Raw genomic sequence first — 16220 nt, 5'->3', positions numbered from 1 at the left:
CAGGCCGGCTTGTTCCTAGTACTCCCGGCATAGGCAGCGCCGCTTTGTAACGGTACTGCCTATGCTTTATTTTTGCAGGATTTCCAGCAGTTTCGCAGCGCTTTTGTCCCAGCTGTATTTTTCCAGCAGAGCGGCAGGGGCGGCGGCGGGCGGGGTGACGGCAGAAACATCGCCGGGGTTGGTGCTCAAATCAATATAGGCGGCGCAGTCGCCGTAGACTTCGCGCATACAGGGGGTATCGCTGACGATGATCTCAGGCGCACCGCAGGCGACGGCCTCCAATGGCGGGATACCGAACCCCTCGTAGAGCGTCGGGAAAAGGAACGCTTTGCAGTGGGCCATCAGCGCTTTGGCCTCACCGTCGGCGACATAGCCGAGGTAGAGCACGTTGGGCAGGTCGGCCAGCCCCAGGCGCTCGGCCTCGGCGGCCAGGCTACCGCCACCCGCAATGGCAAATACCGCGTCGGGCTTTGCCTTGGCCGCGCGCAGCACCCAGGGGAAGTTTTTGTTTTTCAGCAGGTTCGCCATGCTGAAATAGTACGCACCCCTTTGCAGCTGCGGATGCTTGGCAAAAATGCCGTCATCGGGTGTCAGGCGCTGCATCTGCTGCCAGGCGTTGTAGACGATGTTCATTTTTTCCAGCGGCACACCGTAATATTTGTGAATTTCGGATTTGGAAAACTCCGACACTGTGATGATGCGCTCGGCCCTTTGGGCAATGCGGCGGTATTGCAGGCAGTGCCAGGCGGCGCTCAGGCGGTCGCGGCCGGACGTATAAAAATCACGCCGGGCACGGTAGCAGACATCGTGAACGACTGCAATGCCGCGGAAGCCGAACCATGGAATAATGTTGCACGTAGCAATGCCCTTAGCCCCGCGCTGCTTTAAATATTCAGGGTAATCCAGCTGCTGCCAGGCAAGGCCCCGGCGGGTGCCGAAAGGCACGGCCCGGATGTTCTGGTAGGCCGGGGTGGTCACGCCCTGCGGGGTGACGATCTCCACAAAATCGGGCGGCACAATGCGATCCAGGGCGGCCAGCAGCTCAATGGAATAGCGCTGGATGCCCGAGACGCGCTGAGCGAAAAAAGAGCCATCGACGGCCCAGATGGTGTTGGACATAGGGTACCTCGTTTATACATTATAGTGTGCGTCAGATGCGGGCGGAGCAGAGCCCCGCCCCTACACTGCAAATTGTTGTTTATAATGCAGGATTTTGTTGACGCTTTTGTCAAGGCGGGCTTCGGATATCGTGCCGTTTTGCACTGCGGCAAGGACGGCATCGTAGGCTTCCGGCAGGGAGTTTGGCATCAAAAGTACATCACACCCCGCCTGGATGGCCTGAATGGCAGCCTCTCCGGGAGTGTAGGCTTTTGTGATGGCGTCCATCGAAAGTGAGTCGGTGACGATCAGCGTGTTCTCTGCGTCGGGAATCATCGCAATCAGCTCCGCCGAGAGGGTCGCGGGGGTGTCGCTGCCGATCACGTTCGGCGCGGCGATGTGCCCCACCATGACAGCGTGCAGGCCGGTATCCGCCGCAAAGGGCAGCAGCTCGCAGTTTTCCAGTTCTTCGCGGGTCTTGTAGGTCACGGCCAGGTCGGTGTGGCTGTCCTCGGCAGTGTCGCCGTGGCCGGGGAAATGCTTGAGCGTGGGCAGGATGCCGTTTTGCCGCAGGCCCTCCGCCGCAGCGGCGGCCATTTGGGCAGCGGTGGCGGCATCCGACGAGAAAGCACGCTCTCCGATGATGGGGTTATCGGGGTTGGTGTTCACGTCAGCGTCGGGCGCAAAGTCCATATTGAAGCCGTAGGTTTTCAGGTACCCGCCGATGGTCTGCCCCATAGCGCGGGCGTTCTCAGGATCGCCCGATGCACCCACTGCGGCGGCACTGGCATAGCGGGGCAGGTCAAAGGCGTCGTTGTTCGCCAGCCGCGCGACCATGCCGCCCTCCTCATCCACCGTGATGAACAGCGGCGTGGCGCTGGCGGCCTGCAAGTCTTTATTGAAGCGCGCCAGCTGGGACGGTGACTCGATATTTTTGCCAAACTGGCAGATGCCGCCCACCGGGTATTGCTGCAGTGTCTCCCGCATGGCGTCGGTCACTTGGGTCACACCGTCGGCCCTGGGATCGTCAATGGTCTCCTGGGAGAGGGTCAAATCGAGGGCGTCCGGCCGGACAATGAAAAGCTGACCGACTTTTTGTTCGAGGGTCAGGGTTGCGGCCGTGGAGGCGGGGGTTTCTGTTGGCGCGGGGGTGGCCGTGGAGGCCGGGGCGGAGGCACAAGCGGTAAGGAGAAGAACAGCAAGGATAGGAAGGAGGGTTTTCATGGGCAGAGTTCTCCTTTCGGTTTTCGAGGGGGCGGCTGTGGGAAGGTGCGGCGGGGCGAGGCGTCCCCCCTGCAAATCAACGGATAAATGGGCATCTTCCTTACACGTGCGGGCCGGGCATACCCGGCCCCTGCAATGGCACTACCTTATATGTATAGTAGCATATTTCCTCTGCCGGGGCAAGAAAAAAGAGAGGGACAGCATCTCCCTCTCTTTTGTATCTGTTAGTCCGGCAGGCTGGCGGCGTAGTCGTTCTCGCCGCCTACCGGGTACTGGGCTACCACGTCGGTGGTCGCTGCCGTCTCGGCGGTGGCGGTGGCATCATGCAGCGTCTCCTTCGTCACAGCAAAAGCCGCCTTGTGGTCGGCGTTTACCTCATACACCACGGTAGGCGCGGCGTCGCTGGCAAGGTAGCACAGGCTGTCGGTGGTGTCGGTGGCCTCCGTGCCAAACCGCACCGTCAGGCTTGTGCCGTCGGTAAAGGTCAGCGTTGCGGTCACGTCCGGGTCATCCAGGCCGTAGGCGCTGTCTGCGTCTGGCGTCGTGATGGTCCATGCCGTCTGCATCTGTAAGATCGTGTTGGCCATCTTTTTGACACTGCTTTGGTTCAGTGCGTAGCCCGCATCGTTGGTCAGCGTCCAGCTGCCGTCAGTCTGGGTGAAGTCCAGGTCATTCATCTGCATCGACACCACATCATCCAGCGTCTTGTCGGTCAGTGTCTGGGCCTTGTACAGGTCACGGGCAGATTTGCTCAAGGTAGCCAAATCGCTGCGTTTGACCGTGTAGGCCGCGCCGGTATCGTCGTAGACGTAATAGACATCGGCCACACTGTTCAGCTGGTCAACGGTCAGGCTGACGCTCTCCTCTCCCGCGCCGATGGCAATGGTCATCTGGGGGGTAGCGCTCTTTTCGGGCAGGTCGGTCAGGTCACTGCCCTCCAGCTTGCGCTGGGCGGTCAGGTTGGCGTAACTCTCTACAAGGCTGGCGGTTTTCGTCTGGTCCAGCGGCAATGTTGGGTCGGATTCCAGCATCCAGTCGCCGGAGCTGTTTTTGACCAGCGTCACATCCTGGTTGTTGCCCGCGTAGGCCAGACGGTCGATATCCTCCACCGCAAAGCTGCACAGCGGCAGCGTCGCGTCGGTGGTATCGTCCCCGCGCTGCAATACGGCCAGCAGCACGACCAGCACCGCCATGACAATGACCAGCACCACCAGCGGCAGCATCTTTTTTGTGTTTTTCATGGCGGCTCCTTATCTGCGGCGGCGCACGACGCAAACCACCGCACCCGCAATCAAGCAGATGATGGGCAGCACCAGCGTAAACAGCACGCCCAGCGGCAGTGCGGCCGAGGTCGGCACGCTCAGCGAGGCCGCGCTCATGCTCTTAGCGCTGATGACGGCGGTCGTCTGTTCGCCATTCATCCAGTTGACGACGCTGCCCAGAAACTGCGCGTTGCCGCCGGAGACGGCCTGGTTGATATTGGACAGCAACAGGTTCGGGCAGTTGACCCAGACGACCCGTGCGCCAGTGGTGACGTTCTCCGCCGCCACGGCCACAGCAAAGGTGCCCTCAGGGTCGGTGTCGGCTTTCCGGGCGGTCTCGGCGGTAGCGTAGTTCTCCATCGAGTAGGCTGCGTCGCCGGTGGTCAGCAGATCGGTAAAGCTGAATTCGCTGTCCGCATCGGTGGTGATGCCCTGGGCGATGGGGGTGTAGACCATCATATTCTGGGACACACCCGCCGTAATTTCGTTGCTGGCCAGCGTGGGCAGCAGGTAGGTCTGAGGGTAGCCATAGGGGTAGTGGTCGGTGTCCGTCTCGATCAAAAGACCCGGCTGGCGGGCCATGCCGCAGGCGGCCAGCAACGTGTCCAGGTTGGCCGTGTCGGTGGTAAAGTCGGTGGCCACAAACAGCTTGCCGCCGTTTGCAGCGTAGTCAGTCAAAATCGTTGTTTCTGCGTCGGTCAGGTCGGCCCCGGGCGCATTGATGAGCACCGCAGCGGCATCCGCCGGGATACTGCCCGCCGTGGTCAGGTTCAGCTCGGCAGTGGTGACGCCCGCGTTGTTCAGCGTGTCGGTAAAGTCGCCGGACAGGGCCGCCTCGCCGTGGCCGGTCAGCTCGTACAGCTGGTAGGACGTCTCCCGCGTGACCTTGGCAATGCCGGAGGTAATGGCGTTTTCCGCCTGGAAGCTGTAATTGGCGCTGCCGGTGGAGTAGTAACTCTCCAGATCCAACTCGTACATATCGTTATAGGACAGCACATCGCTGTTGTCGCCGCTGACGAGGACGACACTGCCGGTGGAGGCCCCATCGTACTGCTGGGCGAAGGTCGGGTAAAGCACCGGGTCGCGCTGTTGCCAGCTGAAATGGCTGCTCTCGCCCGCATAGCGGTCCAGCAGGCGGGTGATGTTGTCGTCCTCCTGCCCGCTCTCGGCCAGGTAGTAGGCCGTCACGTCGGCGTTCAGCTCATGCAGCAGGTTCTCGGTCGTCTCACTCAAGGTAAACAGCGAGGTCGTAGAAATATCGTACTGGGTGTATTTGGTGGGCAGGGCGCGGATAACCAGGTTGAGCAGAATGACCACGACCAGCGCCACGGCGGCCAGCACGCTTGCGTACAGGCCGCTGTGCAGGGCGCGTTTGCTGCCGCCCTGCGGGAGTTTCAGATTTGGTTTTTTCATTGTGCGGCACCTCCCTTAGTTCCAGCGGCGGCGTTCCAGCGCCTGCCCGGTCAAAAAGAGGAACAGCCCAATCACGGACAGATAGTAGGCAATGGCCGGGATGCTGAACATACCGCCCACGATGTCCGCAAAGGGTTCAAACAGGGCCAGCGCCGACAGTACGGCGTTGAAGGCCGCCAGCAGCCACGCTGGGCGCAGCTGGAACAGGATGAACAGCACGACCGCGCCGACGCAGAACACCGCAGCGCCTGCCGTCAGCCGCTTGCAGATGACGCCCACGAGGATGGCCGCAATCAGCAGCACCACGGTGAACACGAGGAACGCCAGCAGGTTGCCGGTGGTGAACATCGTTTTGATACCGTTCATCAGATAAGCGACGAGCAGCGCACCGAAGGTGGCAAGGTAGGCGAGAATCTGGTTCTCGGTCAAAGCCGAAATCCAAGTACCCACGGCCAGGCAGGCCGCGCCCAGCAGGACATAGCCCAGCAGGGCGCTGTACGCCGCCACCAGTGATACCGTACCGAAGGCTTTTAAAATCAGCGGCATGAGCACCGCCGCCGTCAGTGGGATGGCAAACACGGCGACCTCGGCCAGAAATTTGCCCGCCACGATGGCCGGGATACTGACCGGGCTGGTCAGAAGCAGCTGGTCGGTCTTATTCTTGCGTTCCTCAGCAAAGCTGCGCATGCTGATGGCCGGCAGCAGGAAGAGCAAGATCATCGTCATGGTGTAGAGTACTGACGCGAAATCCGACGAGGCGTAGAGCAGGTTGCGGTTCGTGTAGTACAGTCCCAAAAAGAACAGACTGACCGCCGCTATGACCCAGCCGATCATGCCGGTAAAGTAACTTTTGACCTCACGCTTAAAGATCGCTGTCATCGCCGTTTGCCTCCTTTTCCTCGGTTTGCGTCTCGGGTGCGGGGGGCGTCTCCCCTGCCGCGTCCGGGGCTTCGGTCAGCTGCAGGAACACATCCTCCAGGCTCATGGTTTCGGCGCTCAGACTCAGCACCGGGCAACCCGCCTGGGCCAGCGCCAGGCTGAGTGCACCGCGCAGGTCTGTTCCCGCAGTGCTGACGGCGGTAAAGCTGACCTCGCCGCCCTTTTCGTCGGTGACTTTTACATCGGTCAGGCCGGGCACAGCGGATGCAGCGGCCACAACGGCATCGCGGCTGCCCTGAGCCGTGGCGGTGATGGTTCCCTTCGCGGTCAGCTGGGCGGCCAGTTCCTCCGGCGTACCCTGGGCCACCAGCTTGCCGTGGGCAATGATGAGAACCCGGTCACAGACAGACTGGACCTCGCTCAAAATATGGCTGGACAAAATGACCGTGTGGGTCTTGCCCAGGTCGCGGATGAGGGAGCGGATCTCGATCATCTGCGCCGGATCCAGACCGACGGTTGGCTCGTCAAGTATGATGACTTTCGGCGTGCCCAGCAGCGCGGCGGCAATGCCCACGCGCTGGCGGTAGCCCTTGGACAGGTTGCGGATGAGGCGGTGCTCCATCCCCTGCAAGCCCGCGCGGGCGGCGGACTTTTCCACCGCGGCGGCGCGGTCGGCTTTCTTGTGGGTGCCTTTCAGCTCGGCCACAAACAGCAGATATTCCTGCACGGTCATATCCTGGTACAGCGGCGGCAGCTCCGGCAGGTAGCCGATGCAGGCTTTCGCGGCGGCAGGTTCATCGGCAATGTCGTGGCCGTCGATTTTCACCGTGCCGTCGGTGGCGGAAATGTAGCCGGTGATGATATTCATGGTGGTAGACTTGCCCGCGCCGTTGGGGCCGAGCAAGCCGTAGATGCAGCCATCCTCGACGGTGAAACTGATATCATCCACCGCTGTGTGGCCGCCGTAGCGCTTTGTCAGATGCTCTACTTCGATCAAAGTGCGCACACTCCCTTTTCACATTGGTTGCCTCTATTATACTTTTAAAATGTGATAATTTTGCGATAATGGTTTGAAGATGTGTGAAACCTTGTGCCCCCTTCCGACAAAAAGCGCCGCAGAAACGGTTTTTCGGCCCGTTCCTGCGGCGGTATAGCATAGTTCTATTTAAAAGGTATCATGGCGCACAAAGCCGCCCAGTTCATCGGTGGTGGACATACCCGTGGCAAGGGCCTTGCTGCGCATGGCGGCATAAAACTCGGCGTAGGTGGCCTGCATATACGGCTCCAGGAAGAAACCGCCAATGCCGAGGGTGAACGCGCAGAGCAGCAGCCAGCCAAAGAAGGACAGCTGCAGGACGAAGTAGTTCCACTTTTCACCTTCCATCATTTCCTTGCTCAGCTCCATGGCGCGGGTGGCGGTCATGTAGGGATTTTCAGCCAGCAGGTAAGGCACAAGCGCATAGCAGTACGACCAGTAGACGCCCGGCACGATGAGCAGGATGTAGCCCAGCGTGACTTTTAAATTGGTGAGCAGCTGCACCACGATAGGGTTGCCGTAGGGGCGGCGGAAGGTGCTGACGACAGTGGAGGCCGGGGTCAGGGATTGGCGGCTCTCCATAAAATAGCGGCAGCGGCCCACGTTGAGCGGGTACAGCACGAACAGCGCCCAACAGATACCGATGACCGCACCGATAAGTGCGCCGACGGCCAACGCCATGAGCATACTGCCCGGGATGCCGCTGAGGATGTCGTAGACCGAGGATGTATCCCCCGTCGTGGTATCCACCGCCTGCCGCGCCGCACTGCCGCTGCTGGCACCTGCCCCGCCCAGTCCTGCAATGCTGAGGGCCAGGCAGATCCAAAAACTGCGCCAGTAGCGCCCCTTGAGTGCCTGCTTGGCGTTATTTTTTAAAAGTGTACGTGTCCACATAAGTGTCGCACCTCCCTAGTCATTGCTAATATTATAACAGGTTATGGCGCAAAAGCAAGCGGCAGCACGTTTTGTTTTGACGATTTTACGTTAATTTTGCAGTTGTTCACAAAAATATAAAAAAATTTTGATTTTTTTGCCGAAAATGCTTGACATTTACGTGGTGTTTGGCTATAATAATACACGTCGCCGGAACACGGCGGCCAACAGAATATGCGGATGTGGCGGAACTGGCAGACGCGCTAGATTCAGGTTCTAGTTCCCTTAAAAGAGTGTGGGTTCAAATCCCTTCATCCGCACCAACGAAAAGCACCTAAGAACATAAGTTTTTAGGTGCTTTTCGTTTTCCGTACCGCACTTTTTACCGCACCGCGATACAAAAGATGCGGGGCACTCAGAGTGTTCCCCTAAGCACCCCGCAGATATTATACTGATTACCGCTCCACGTACATAGAACAAAATCTACTGTTGATTATTGAATTTTATTTTTCCCCAAAGGGCGGCACAAATTTTGAATAACAAAGTAGGGGCAGCAGGCGGCGGTAATCCTCTGCCGCCGCGAGACTTTCCTTTTTTCCTCTGACATAAATGCAGCCCCGGTTTTGCTGACGAAACCGGGGCTGTACTTATTTAATGTATCTCTTACTTTCCACCCATAAATGCCGGGAGAGGTTTGCTCTCCTTGAGCCACTGGTGGTACTCGGCGGTGGCGGCGAACTCCACGTCACCGGCGGAGTTCAGCGCAGTCTCGACGGAGTCCTGAATGACGCCGATGATGAAACCGACGCCGACGACCTGCATAGCGATATCATTGGAGATGCCGAACAGTGAGCATGCCATAGGGATGAGCAGCAGCGAGCCGCCCGCGACGCCGGAAGCGCCGCACGCGCCCAGTGCGGACATGACGGACAGCAGGACGGCGGCAGGCACACTAACATCCATGCCCAGCGTGTTGGCCGCAGCCAGCGTCATGATGGTAATGGTGATGGCCGCACCGTCCATGTTGATGGTCGCGCCCAGGGGGATGGAGACAGAGTAAATGTCCTTGTCCAGACCCAGCTTCTCACACAAGGCCATGTTGACCGGGATGTTGGCGGCAGAGCTGCGGGTGAAGAAGGCGGTCAGGCCGCTTTCACGCAGGCAGCGGAACACCAGCGGGTAGGGGTTGCGGTGCAGGTAGATGAAGATGATGAATGGGTTGATGACCAGCGCCATGAACAGCATCGTGCCCACCAGCAACAGCAGCAGGCGGCCGTACTGGGTAAAGATGGACAGGCCGTTGTCCGCCACGTTGGTAAACACCAGGCCCATGATGCCGAAGGGAGCCATGTTGATGACCCAGCGCACAATGGTGGAAACCGCGTCCGCCGTGTTGGCCATAAAGTTTTTGGTGGTGTCGCTGCCCAGGCGCTTCATAGCCAGGCCAAACAGGCAGGCCCACATCAGGATGCCGATGTAGTTGCCGTTCATGATGGACGCCACCGGATTGGAGACGATGTTCGCCAGCAACGTGTGCATGACGTCACCCAAGCCCTGGGGAATCACGTCCGCAGTAGCAGCCTCGGCCAGCACCAGCGTCTGGGGGAACAGCTTGCTGGTCACGACGCTGAGCGCCGCCGCCACAAAGGTGGTGAGCATATACAGCCAAACGACCGTGCCGAAGCGGCGGTCCAGCTTGGACGAGCCCTGCGCCAGCGCACTGGCGACAATGACGAAAACCAGCACCGGGGCAATGCCTTTCAGTGCGCCGACAAACAGGTTGCCAAGTTCCTCGATCCATGCCGCGCCGGGGCAAATCAGCGCCAGCGCCGCACCGACGACCAAGCCGATGGCGATGCGCAGAATCAGGCTGGTCTGATTATACCGGGTAGCCACCGCTTTGGCCGCTTTCGTGAGTTGGTTCATACAAATTCCTCTTCCCTTTTTATACTGTGCCGGGCACGGCTTGCAGGGTGCGCCCGGCGTGCAAAAGCCGCCCGCACAAACCGCTTTTGCGTAACAATCCACATTATACCGCAAAATGTGCAGATTGCAAGATACGGACAGTTGTACCAGCCAGAGAAACACGTTGTTTTTTGCGATGGGACGATGTAAAAAAATATTAAAATTTGTTTTTATGAGCGAAATAGGTGTATTCGTATTGCGGACAGTTTACTGTGAAATTACAGGACGGGGGTGCCTTCACCCCGCCGCTTGGCGCCACAATTCATATGCAGCAAAAAATCCCCGAACTAACGTTCGAGGATTTTGGTGCGGATGAAGGGATTTTCCCGCAGGCTGGCGAACTGTCCTGCGGACAGTTCGCCCCGGCGCTGCGGCGCCGTCGCCCTGTTCAAATCCTCTTCACCGTAAGACCAAACGAAAAGCCCCGAACCTAAGTTCGGGGCTTTTCGTTTGTCTCGACGTGACAAAAAAGATACCCTGTCTCAAAATTCATCCGATTTTTTGTTTGCTCTTTTAGGGCAATCGTGGCGGCCATTGCAGCATCCATTCCAGATAGTCGGCGCGCGTTATTTTCCTTACGGAAAGAGAATGCTTTTGGTCAGCCCAATCAAGCAGCAATCTATTTAGTGGAAGTTGTTCAGAATAAATTATCGGACTGACTGTCTTTCCGGGTGGTGTGTTCGCCGTTCTACTCGTTGCCAGTTGCAAAACACCTTCATGTTCCCAATCGTACCATATCAAAATTCGAAGCAGGTCGATTGGTGTCTCGTCCGGCATAAGGAAAATTTCTTCGCGGATGTTCATGGCTTTTGCAATTTCTTTTAAACGGTTTGCCTTTGGGCTGCGATACCCCATTTCATATTGTGCAATGCGGTTCGCGCTGCTCTTTCCGTATCCGAGCATCTCACCCAATTTTTGTTGTGTAAGGCCGCGATGCTCGCGTACCAGTTTGATCCGTGATCCTGTATCCATCGTGTAATAGCTCACTTTCCCAAAAAGTAATACCCGCATCAGCAAGCGTTTTCGACTTGCCAGTGCGGGCGTTTGTGTATGAGTGAATGGCTCTATATAAGGTCAATCTTTTGGGTATAACCGCCGATAAAGTAGATTTCGATTTCTTGCCGTGAGTGGACAATAACCTTTTCGATGATTCTTGCGGTAAGGATGTCATCGTATTCCTTTATTAAAAGGTCTTGCGCCGTCAGCTGTTTGGTTGCTTCTTCGTCCTCCCCCTTACCATCCGTACTTTCTGCGATATTTGCTTTCAGTATTTTGATTTTACCGCTGAGTTTTCTCAGCTTATCATCAAGGAACGGTGTACTCTCGTCAAGTTCCAGTGACATTTCAAGCAGACGATCAAATTCTTGCTGTGCTTTTTCTAGCTGCTTTTGAAGCTGGGCTTTCAAGTTTTCTCCTGCTTTCATTTGACGGAGAATACCGTCAAGTTGTGCAGCAACTTCATCGGTAAAGTTTGCGGCCAGATTCTGCACAGCTTTCAAAATAGCCTGATGCAATTCTTCTTCCGGGATTGACGGTGAATGACTGCAAAATTTTGTTCCGTATTCGAGTCGATTGACGCATCTCCAAACGATTTGTTTTCTGCCGTGGATGTTCCAAGTAACCCGCTTATAAGGGCTGCCACAGTCTCCGCAGACCAGTCGTTCGGATAAGGCATATTTGCTGTTATAGCGGCCTTGGTGTCGTTTGCGTTGGTTAGCTGCCGACTTACTATTGCGGCGGGCGATTTCAGCCTGCACCTCACGGAACATCTGCTTGGTGACGATACCTTCATGGTTGTTTTCAATGTAGTATTGTGGCAACTGACCCGTGTTTTTCTTGGAAACGCCTGTCAGTACATCCTCGATAAAGGTCTTTTGCAGCAGCACATCGCCACAGTATTTCTCATTTTGGAGAATCCGCTGTACGCTCTCGGACGACCACTTTTTGTTTCCTCTTGCAGTCAGAACCCCGCCCGCTTCCAGTTTCTTTTTAATGGTCAGTAGACTGGCTCCTTGCAGATAGCTGTTGAATATCATGCGAATCACTTCGGCTTCTTCGGGGATTACCTCTGGTTTACCATCCAAGCCTTTTCGGTAGCCAAGTATCTGTCCATAGGGAAACGGGAATTTTCCCTGCCTAAACCCCATTCGTTTACCGCGTGCTACGTTCTGCGAAATCGACTCACTTTCCGCCTGTGCAAAGGCGCTCAGCACCGTCAGAATCATTTCGGAGTTCATTGTTGACGTGTTGATGTTTTCTTTTTCAAAAATCACCGCAATGCCGATTGCTTTCAGCATTCGGACATATTGGATGCTGTCCAGCGTGTTGCGGGCGAAGCGCGAAATGGATTTTGTAAGGATTAGGTCGATTTTCTTCTTTTTGCAGTCTTGAATCATCTGGTTAAATCCGTCACGCTTTTTTGTATGGATGCCGGAGATACCGTCGTCGGCATAAATCCCGGCCAGTTCCCATTCTGAGGTTGAGTTGATTTTCTCAGTGTAGTACAGTTTCTGCGTTTCAAAACTTCCCTGTTGTTCTTCTTCCTCGGTGCTGACGCGGCAGTAGGCCGCCACTCGCATTTTTCGCATGGTGTTGTTTTTCCCACTGCGTATCTGTCTAGTGGCTGGAATTTCGATGATTCTTGCGTTGCTCATGGTGCTCTTCCTTATTATAATGTCTGTCCGTTTCGCAGTTTGATGTCGATATGTGTATCGAGGTGTAAGATGATTTTGCTGACGATGGAGCTGTAGAATGATTCTGGAAATGTATCTGTGGGTTTGAATTCTTTGCAGGCGCGCTTGATTTGCATTGTTGTCGGATCGTCATCCCCTGCTGCGCAGTAATTAAATTGCAGTTCTGCTCGGCGCAGAATTTTGTCGATGATTGCATCTGCATCCAGCTCTGGTAATGCAAGGGCTGTGTGAATCTCATGATCCAGCTGAGCAACTTCTATTGACCGGGTGTTGCATTGTTCCTTTGGATTGTGGATTATTTCCGGGTGCTGTTGGATTTGGTATAACCTATCCACGATTTGTTGTGCCATGTTTTCAGGTTGCATCGGCTTTGACCACATTCCGCACTGTCGGCAAGTCCATTGTTGGGTTCTAGGTCGCCAGTATAGGCGCTCACCGCAGCAGGCACACTGCATATCGCTTCGAAATGGTTTTAGCACTGCTGAATATGTTACGGTTTTATTGCTTCGGATGCTGGCAGCTTGGCTGTAAACTTCTTTTGAAATAATGGCTGGGTATCCTTTGGCTCCACAGTAAATCTCATTTGCAAGTATGCGGGCAACGATATTTTTGTTCCAGCTATTATCTGAAAAGTGATAGGCTGTGCCACTTGTGGTCAAGTATTCTGCAATTTCCTTAAAACTCTGTCCTTCGGTATACGCATAGAATATGTGTTGTACAGTTGCGGCTTGTTCCGTGTTGATGACTGAATCTCCATTTTGAATCTGATAGCCGAAAGGAATGTACCTGTTCTTCATGTGGCTGCACGGCTTTCTGATAACTTCATGCCATTGATGAGTTCGAATTGGATTGCCGTATTGCTGATCAGCACTTTTTTCACAAGCTCTTTAAAGACAGACTCGTCAAATAATTCCAGCGGCGGTGTACTGGAAAGTTTCTTCTGGATGAGTCTTGTTTTTTGTAGAATTTTTTCCGATGTGTTAGACATATCATTTCGTGAAAGCTGTTGTTTCCTTTCCCTGATTTGCTGCTCAATGGCTGCACTTCGCTCTATAAATTGTGGTTCCTCAATATAACCTAGTGTATGGATTCTGGTAAGATTGTGTTTCTGTTTTGCAAGATGCTGAATATCTTCTCCAAGTGCAAGGCGTTTTTTATATTTTTGTTCTTGCAAATGCCGTAACCCAAGCAGGTCATCCACAAGTGGTTCCAGAATCGTTTTCTGATTACATTGCAGTCGATTATAGATTGACAAAAACGCCTGTTGGAGTTCATCCTCACGGATTGATTTGAGTAGGCAAAGAGCTTTCGATTGCAAATGCGTTCGGCAGCACCATACAAATCCTTGCGTGGGCGGCCCTTTTCTAGAGCATATAGCGCCGCATATTGAGCAGTAGATTTTCTTTGAAAATACACAAGTTCTATCAATCTCCCCTGTAATGCTTTTCTTTGCAAGTAGGTTCTGTACCTTTTCGTAATCGGTCTTAGAAATTATACCTTCATGCGTTTCCATCGCATAGTATTTTGAGCGCTGACCGGTATTAAGATACCTTTTCAATGGGAGTGAATCCGTTGTGTAGGTTTTTTGGTACAAGCTGTCTCCAATATATTTCTCATTACGCAGGATTGCATGAATCGTTCGGGGATTCCATTTGCTATTTTCTTTTGGATATATTGTATTTAAATGCTCAGCAATTTCATTTATGCTCATTCCAGACAGGTAACTTTTGAAAATATCGTTGACAATCATTGCGTTATTTTTTTCTGGCACGAGCTGGTGATTGATTTGCGTGTACCCAAACGGTGTAGCGTTGGTGATATAGTTACCCGTACGCATCCGTTTGTGTATTCCCCACTTCATATTCTGTGAGATGGACAGCGATTCTTCCTGTGCTACGGCGCAGATTATACTCAGTAGCATTTCACCGTTGGAGGTCTCGGTATCGAAGCCCTCTTTTTCAAAGGCTACCGTCACACCAAGGCTTTTCAGTTCACGAACCGATGACAGTGCATCCGCCGTGTTGCGGGCAAAGCGGGATGCCGACTTAACCAGCACACGGTCAATCAGTCCGGCACGGCAGTCGTCCATCAGGCGGTTGAACTGCTCACGACGCTTCGTGCTGGTGCCGGTGATACCCTCATCAGTGTAAATTCCAGCGAACTCCCAGTTGGGGTTTTCCTGTATCAAGTGGGTGTAGTAATCCACCTGCACGGCCAGCGAGTTTAGCTGATCCTCGGAATCGCTGCTGACGCGGGCATAGGCCGCCACGCGCAGACGCTTCGGTTGTTGCTGGATTGGCTGGATAACTTGGACTTGTGGCATGAGAGTTCTCCTAAATGCTTGCACTCATTGCGCGAAGTGTGTCCAGTATCTTTTTCCCTGTAGGAGAATTGGTGGAGAAGCGCTCTTTTTCAAAATCAGTTGTTATACCAAGGCTCTGCAATTCTTGCAGGATTGTCAGCAGGTCTGCTGTACGGCGGGCAAGATGTGTCGTTGACTGCGCCACAATGCAGTTGACACGTCCTGCACGGCAGTCAGTCAGCAATCGGTTGAGTTCCGGGCGTTGGCGCAGATCCGTACCCGTAACGCCATAGTCAGCATAAATCGCCATATGTTTAGGTAATTCTTCACGTTGCAATGCAGGGTGGGTTGCACCTTTATCCACACAGATGTAACGCGCCATGGATTTTCTATCTGCTATTTGTGGCATGACTTTCTCCTTTGCATTTGACGCTGTGACATTCTTTTTATCACATACAACATACTCGAAAGGCAGGTCAAAAGCTATTCACGAGAACCACTAAACTTCTCGGCGCAAAACGCCGCATTTCCGGGCATAACCAACATTCGTGCGCTGGCAGATGTCCCTAGGCAATCTTCCGTTTGCGGCAGCGGATACCAGCGCGGCATAGGCCAGTGCATATTTCAGCTCCTGTTCCAGTCTTACGGGAAACGGGTCAATTTGCATCGACAGCCACCTCCCACGGCACTCTTTTTCCGGTTCGCGCGGTACGAGCCAGGATGCGACTCTCCAACCCTGTCAGATAGAGTTCATATTGTAGATTGGTTTCGGTCGTAATCAGTACGGCACTGTAATTTTGCAGAAAGCGTAGGATGCGGTACAAGATTGTAATGTCGTGGCTCAAACGGTCAAGGCTCTGCACCATGACGGCATTGACACGCCCCTGTTGCACAGCGGTGAGCATGGCAAACAAATCAGGTCGCCAGAACTCGGTGCCGTACTTCTGCTCCATGCAGGAGTTGACGATGATGTAGCCGCGCCTGTCGGCTTCGCGCATGACATCGGCAAGCTGTTCTTCCAATGCGGGCAGGTTCGGTGCGGCACTGCGGGCGAACGCCCAAATTTTGTATTCTTTCATGGGCGCACCTCAGAATTGATCCATAAGTGGGAGACGGACATCAAAGCGGGGCTTGCCAAAGGAGGCCCGCGTGAAGCGGTCGCCGACAAAGCGTTCCAGACCGCTGTTGATGAGTTCGGCGTTTAGGTCACATTCGGTGGTGATGAGATAGACATCATTCTGACGCAGAATTTCAATAACTCCTACCAGTATGTAGCTGTTGCGGCTGATTTGCTCCAAATCGCGCACCATCACGGCTTCAATCCGACCGTTCTCTACTGCGTCCAACATAGAACGCAGACCAATGCGGTCTTTCAAGGTGTTGCCGCTGCAATGGTCAAAAGATGTGCCGCGTACAAGGAATCCATGCCCTGCTGCTTCGTCGATAAGGTCATACAGCCGGTCAAAGGCAATGCA

The 16220-nt window shown here is 54.7% G+C and carries 16 protein-coding genes and 1 tRNA gene; 2 read left to right on the top strand and 15 right to left on the bottom strand.

The annotated features are described in order from the left end of the window. Window positions 1-66: 66 nt before the first annotated feature. The 7 genes from GPK89_RS08900 to GPK89_RS08870 form a co-directional block, all read right to left on the bottom strand. Window positions 67-1119 carry a glycosyltransferase family 4 protein gene (locus GPK89_RS08900; protein WP_215692510.1) on the bottom strand — a complete coding sequence of 351 codons (1053 nt, stop codon included), beginning with the start codon at window positions 1117-1119 and terminating at the stop codon, window positions 67-69. Between the two features lie 60 nt (window positions 1120-1179). Next, window positions 1180-2322, bottom strand: coding sequence for a glycoside hydrolase family 3 N-terminal domain-containing protein (locus GPK89_RS08895; RefSeq protein ID WP_215692509.1), 1143 nt, complete (start codon window positions 2320-2322; stop codon window positions 1180-1182). A 224-nt stretch (window positions 2323-2546) separates the two neighbouring features. Next, a complete protein-coding gene (locus GPK89_RS08890) occupies window positions 2547-3563 on the bottom strand; it encodes a DUF4340 domain-containing protein (RefSeq protein WP_215692508.1) in 1017 nt (338 codons plus the stop codon). A 9-nt stretch (window positions 3564-3572) separates the two neighbouring features. After that, entirely contained in the window at window positions 3573-4997 is a 1425-nt protein-coding gene (locus GPK89_RS08885) for a Gldg family protein (protein WP_215692507.1), read from the bottom strand. 15 nt (window positions 4998-5012) lie between these two features. Beyond that, on the bottom strand, window positions 5013-5876 hold the full coding sequence (locus GPK89_RS08880) for an ABC transporter permease (protein WP_215692506.1): 864 nt from the start codon (window positions 5874-5876) through the stop codon (window positions 5013-5015). Beyond that, window positions 5860-6882, bottom strand: coding sequence for an ABC transporter ATP-binding protein (locus GPK89_RS08875; protein ID WP_430750603.1), 1023 nt, complete (start codon window positions 6880-6882; stop codon window positions 5860-5862). Before GPK89_RS08875 ends, GPK89_RS08880 begins: the two co-directional genes overlap by 17 nt. A 159-nt stretch (window positions 6883-7041) precedes the next feature. Further along, complete coding sequence (locus GPK89_RS08870) at window positions 7042-7806, bottom strand: DUF975 family protein (RefSeq protein ID WP_215692504.1); 765 nt, start codon at window positions 7804-7806, stop codon at window positions 7042-7044. Window positions 7807-8021: 215 nt separating this feature from the next. On the opposite strand from GPK89_RS08870, the gene GPK89_RS08865 reads away from it, so the two are divergent. Continuing rightward, a tRNA-Leu gene (locus GPK89_RS08865) sits at window positions 8022-8108 on the top strand. 340 nt (window positions 8109-8448) lie between these two features. Here GPK89_RS08865 and sstT read toward each other — a convergent pair. Continuing rightward, a complete protein-coding gene (gene sstT / locus GPK89_RS08860; RefSeq protein ID WP_215692503.1) occupies window positions 8449-9711 on the bottom strand; it encodes a serine/threonine transporter SstT in 1263 nt (420 codons plus the stop codon). Window positions 9712-9962: 251 nt separating this feature from the next. Here sstT and GPK89_RS08855 point away from each other — a divergent pair, with 251 nt between their 5' ends. Then, window positions 9963-10184 carry a hypothetical protein gene (locus tag GPK89_RS08855; protein ID WP_215692502.1) on the top strand — a complete coding sequence of 74 codons (222 nt, stop codon included), beginning with the start codon at window positions 9963-9965 and terminating at the stop codon, window positions 10182-10184. Between the two features lie 79 nt (window positions 10185-10263). Here GPK89_RS08855 and GPK89_RS08850 read toward each other — a convergent pair whose 3' ends face one another. The 7 genes from GPK89_RS08850 to GPK89_RS08820 form a co-directional block, all read right to left on the bottom strand. After that, window positions 10264-10761: a helix-turn-helix domain-containing protein gene (locus GPK89_RS08850; RefSeq protein WP_113999084.1), complete on the bottom strand. Its 498-nt coding sequence runs from the start codon at window positions 10759-10761 to the stop codon at window positions 10264-10266. Between the two features lie 53 nt (window positions 10762-10814). Continuing rightward, on the bottom strand, window positions 10815-12404 hold the full coding sequence (locus tag GPK89_RS08845) for a recombinase family protein (protein WP_113999085.1): 1590 nt from the start codon (window positions 12402-12404) through the stop codon (window positions 10815-10817). Between the two features lie 14 nt (window positions 12405-12418). Next, window positions 12419-13240, bottom strand: coding sequence for a recombinase family protein (locus GPK89_RS08840; RefSeq protein ID WP_113999086.1), 822 nt, complete (start codon window positions 13238-13240; stop codon window positions 12419-12421). Further along, window positions 13237-14766, bottom strand: coding sequence for a recombinase family protein (locus GPK89_RS08835; RefSeq protein WP_113999087.1), 1530 nt, complete (start codon window positions 14764-14766; stop codon window positions 13237-13239). Before GPK89_RS08835 ends, GPK89_RS08840 begins: the two co-directional genes overlap by 4 nt. A gap of 10 nt (window positions 14767-14776) precedes the next feature. Next, window positions 14777-15154, bottom strand: coding sequence for a recombinase family protein (locus GPK89_RS08830; protein WP_113999088.1), 378 nt, complete (start codon window positions 15152-15154; stop codon window positions 14777-14779). 247 nt (window positions 15155-15401) lie between these two features. Next, on the bottom strand, window positions 15402-15824 hold the full coding sequence (locus GPK89_RS08825; protein WP_113999089.1) for a recombinase family protein: 423 nt from the start codon (window positions 15822-15824) through the stop codon (window positions 15402-15404). Between the two features lie 9 nt (window positions 15825-15833). Beyond that, window positions 15834-16220, bottom strand: a 387-nt coding sequence (locus GPK89_RS08820) for a recombinase family protein (RefSeq protein WP_215692501.1), incomplete at its 5' end; no start/stop codon positions are given.

Origin of the sequence: Gemmiger formicilis, assembly GCF_018784445.1 — a bacterium.
Taxonomy (GTDB): Bacteria; Bacillota; Clostridia; order Oscillospirales; family Ruminococcaceae; genus Gemmiger.
Note: the sequence above shows the minus strand (reverse complement) of the source record. Positions and strands in the feature narration are given on the sequence as shown.